The 3,829-nt window shown below is 73.9% G+C and carries 3 protein-coding genes; 2 read left to right on the top strand and 1 reads right to left on the bottom strand.

The window, feature by feature from the left end:
* A partial coding sequence (locus tag GRC12_RS42620) for a LysR family transcriptional regulator (RefSeq protein ID WP_244374630.1) occupies positions 1-539 on the bottom strand: 539 nt, incomplete at its 3' end.
* Positions 540-616: 77 nt separating this feature from the next.
* On the opposite strand from GRC12_RS42620, the gene GRC12_RS42615 reads away from it, so the two are divergent.
* Positions 617-1,441 (top strand): oxidoreductase, encoded by an 825-nt coding sequence (locus GRC12_RS42615; protein ID WP_208785812.1) that lies wholly within the window; start codon positions 617-619, stop codon positions 1,439-1,441.
* 83 nt (positions 1,442-1,524) lie between these two features.
* Positions 1,525-3,735, top strand: coding sequence for a DEAD/DEAH box helicase (locus GRC12_RS42610; RefSeq protein WP_208785811.1), 2,211 nt, complete (start codon positions 1,525-1,527; stop codon positions 3,733-3,735).
* The last annotated feature ends 94 nt before the right edge of the window (positions 3,736-3,829 follow it).

Genomic DNA, 3,829 nt, shown 5'->3' with positions numbered 1-3,829 from the left:
GTGTCGGGGAGGGCGACGAGGCGCGGCTCCTCGGCGACCACCGTCCAGGCGTACCGCTCCTGGTCGGGCAGGGGCAGCCAGACGAACGCCACGTCCGCCTCGCCGTCCGCGAGGGCCGCCGTCGGATCCTCCCAGCTGATCTGACGCAGCCGGACCGTGGCCCCGGGGTGCGCGGCCGTGAAGCGGGAGCGGATCGCCGGGAGCAGACCGCCACGGCCGGGGCTGGTGCTCATCCCCACGACCAGCGTGCTGCGCAGCGCGGCCCGCGCCTCCCGCATCGCCGACGCGCCCTCCGCCCACGCCTCGATCACCCTCCGGGCGTGCGGCAGCAGTTCCGCGCCGGCCGGGGTCAGCTCCACGCCCTGCCGGTCCCGGCGCAGCAGTTGCACCCCCAACTGCCGCTCCAGCGCCCGGATCTGCTTGCTCAGGGCGGGCTGGGAGACGTACAGCCGTTCGGCCGCGCGGGTGAAGTGCAGTTCCTCGGCGACCGTGACGAAGTAGCGCAGGTCGCGTACATGGACGTCCGTCGTCATAACCATCGGTTGTCAGCGTAGGTCTTGGACGGGCCGTGGGCGCCGGGAGCAGCCTGGACGCGAACCGATTCAGGAGAGGTGTCATGAACAAGGTGTGGCTGATCACCGGTGCGAGCAGCGGACTCGGGCGGGCCCTCGCGGAGGCGGCGGTCGCCGACGGTGACGTGGTGGTGGGCGCCGCGCGGCGGCCCGAGGGCCTCGACGACCTCGTCGCCGCGCACCCCGACCAGGTGGAGGCGCTGCGGCTCGACGTCGCCGACGTCTCCGCCGCCGGGCCGGCCGTACGGGACGTGATCGCACGGCACGGACGGATCGACGTACTGGTCAACAACGCGGGCCGGGGGCACGTCGGTGCCTTCGAGGAGACCACGGACGACGAACTGCGCGACCTGTTCGACGTGCACGTGTTCGGGCCCGCTGCGCTCGTGCGGGCCGTGCTGCCGTCCATGCGGGAGCGGCGCTCGGGGGCCGTCGTGCAGATGAGCAGCATGGGCGGGCAGATGTCCTTCCCCGGCTTCTCGGCCTACAGCGGCACCAAGTTCGCCCTGGAGGGCATGTCCGAGGCGCTCGCGGGCGAGGCCGCCGAGTTCGGCGTCAAGGTGCTGATCGTCGAGCCGGGCGCCTTCCGGACCTCGCTCTACGAGGGCACACGGGCCAGCGCGGACGGCGGCGCCTACGCCACGGTGGGCAGTACGCGCGCGATGGTCGACGCGGGCTTCGACGAGCGCGCCGGCGACCCGGCCAAGGCGGCGGCGCTCGTCCTGCGCGCACTGGAGTCGGACCGCACGCCCCTGCGCCTGCCCCTCGGCGACGACGGGGTGAGCGCGGTCCTGGGCCACCTGGACCAGGTGCGCGAGGACGTCACCGCCTGGGAGAAGCTGACCCGGCGGACGGGGTTCGGGGACTGAGCCCCGTTGTCCACAGGCCGCCCCGTTGTCGGTCCCCGGTGCCAAGATGTGCGTACCGGGCTGGACGGCGGGCGAGGGGCGGCATGGTGGACGTGGGGGAGGCGCGGACCGCGCCGGTGGGGCTGCGGGCGCGGGAGGTGTGCGCGCGGGGCACACGGCTGTACGACGCCGCCCGGACCGTCCTCGAGGACCACGCCCGCGCCCTCGAAGCGGTCCGCTCCGCGCTCGCCCCGCTGCGGGACGAACTGGTCGCCAAGGAGCTGGAGTCGATCCCCGTCGCCCGTCTCAAGGACGCCACCGAGGGCCGGCTGCGGCTCGCGGCCGTGGAGGCGGCCGGGTTCACCACGGTGCGGTCGGTGTACGAGGCCGGACGCTTCCAGCTGCGGCAGATCCCCGGCGTCGGCGCCCAGACCGCCGACCAGGCCCTGGCCGCCGCGGGGCAGATCGCGCGGGCGGTCGAGGAGACGGTGTCGGTACGCATCGACGTGGACCACCCCGAACCCCGGACCACCGCACTCGTCGTCGCCCTGCACCGCCTCGTCGAGGCCGGCCCGGAGCTGCGCAGGGCCGTGGACATTGCCGAGGGGCTCGATCGCGCCCTGCGCGAGCTGCTGCCCGCGGCCCGCCCCGCCACCGGCCGCCTCCGTCTCGCCCTCGCCGGGCACCGCCGCAAGGAGGCCGCCCTCGCGGCGACGGCGCGGCTGAGCGAGCTGGTGGCCGACGCGGACGCGAAGGGCACCCCGCTCCAACTGGCCCAGGCGTCCACCGACCTGCTGCGCGGCCCCGCGTCCGACATCGAGGCCTGGGTCGACTTCGAGCTGCGCTCCGCCGAGTACTACAGCCAGCTCGCCGAGGTCTCCGAGCACCGGACGGACGAGGCGGCCGCCGAGGGCTTCCTGCCCTCGGAGGTGGCCCGGCGCGTGCACGCCCAGTCACTGGACGACACCCACCGCCGGGTCTCGCTGCGCGGCTACCAGTCCTTCGGCGCCCGTTTCGCCCTCGCGCAGCGCCGGGTCGTCCTCGGCGACGAGATGGGCCTCGGCAAGACGGTCCAGGCGATCGCCGCCCTCGCCCATCTCGCGGCTCAGGGGCAGACCCACTTCCTGGTGGTGTCCCCGGCGAGCGTACTGATCAACTGGACCCGGGAGATCCGCTCCCGCAGCACCCTGCGCGCGGTGCCCGTGCACGGCCCCGACCGGCAGGACGCGTACGCCGAGTGGCGTGAGCGCGGCGGCGTCGCCCTCACCACCTTCGACCTCCTGCACACCCTGCCGGCACCCGAAAGGGCCGCTCGCGGCGGCACGGCCCGCGACGGCGGCGTTCCCGGGATGCTCGTCGTCGACGAGGCGCACTACGTCAAGAACCCAGACACCCGTCGCGCCCGCTCCATCGCCGCCTGGACGCGGGCCTGCGACCGTGTCCTGTTCCTCACGGGCACACCGATGGAGAACCGCGTCGAGGAGTTCCGCACCCTGGTCCGCTACCTGCAGCCCGACCTCGTGCCCGAGATCCACGACAGCCACGCGGTCGCCGGCCCGCACGTCTTCCGCAGATCCGTCGCGCCCGCCTATCTGCGCCGCAACCAGCAGGACGTGCTCACCGAGCTGCCCGCCCTGTTGCACACCGACGAGTGGGAGGAGTTCAGCGCAGCCGACCAGGACGCGTACCGCACGGCCGTCGCCGAGGGGAACTTCATGGCCATGCGCCGGGCCGCCTACGCCGACCCGGAGAAGTCCGCGAAGCTCCAGCGGCTGGGCGAACTGGTCGCCGAAGCGGAGGCCAACGGCCTGAAGGTGGTCGTCTTCTCGTACTTCCGGGACGTCCTGGCCGCCGTTCGACAGGCGCTGGGCGAGGGCACGTTCGGGCCGATATCGGGCGGTGTCCCGGCCGCCCGCCGCCAGCGCCTGGTCGACGACTTCACGGCCGCCGACGGGCACGCCGTGCTGCTCGCACAGATCGAGGCCGGCGGCGTCGGACTCAACCTCCAGGCCGCGTCCGTCGTCGTCCTGTGCGAACCGCAGGTCAAACCGACCCTGGAACACCAGGCCGTGGCCCGCGCCCACCGCATGGGCCAGGTCCGTCCGGTCCAGGTGCACCGCCTGCTCGCGACGGACAGCGTGGACGAACGCCTGCTGCGCATCCTCGAGAACAAGGACCGCCTCTTCGACGCCTACACCCGCCGCAGCGACACCGCCGACGCCACCCCGGACGCGGTCGACATATCGGACGCCACCATCGCCCGGCGCATCGTGGAGGAGGAACAGCGCAGGCTGGCGGTCGGGAAGGCGGACTGAGGCGGGGCGACCACCGTTCCACCCCGCTCACCTCACGCTTACCATGCGCCCAGGCAGGTACGCCGGCGCAGCGCGTCGGCGCGTACGCCCCGCC

It is taken from the genome of Streptomyces griseorubiginosus (assembly GCF_017614965.1).
GTDB classification, from domain to species: Bacteria; Actinomycetota; Actinomycetes; order Streptomycetales; family Streptomycetaceae; genus Streptomyces; species Streptomyces griseorubiginosus_B.
Note: the sequence above shows the minus strand (reverse complement) of the source record. Positions and strands in the feature narration are given on the sequence as shown.

Coding starts and splice junctions, on each gene's coding strand:
- GRC12_RS42615 (WP_208785812.1), top strand. CDS start 617: ATGAACAAGGTGTGGCTGATCACCGGTGCGAGCAGCGGACTCGGGCGG.
- GRC12_RS42610 (WP_208785811.1), top strand. CDS start 1,525: ATGGTGGACGTGGGGGAGGCGCGGACCGCGCCGGTGGGGCTGCGGGCG.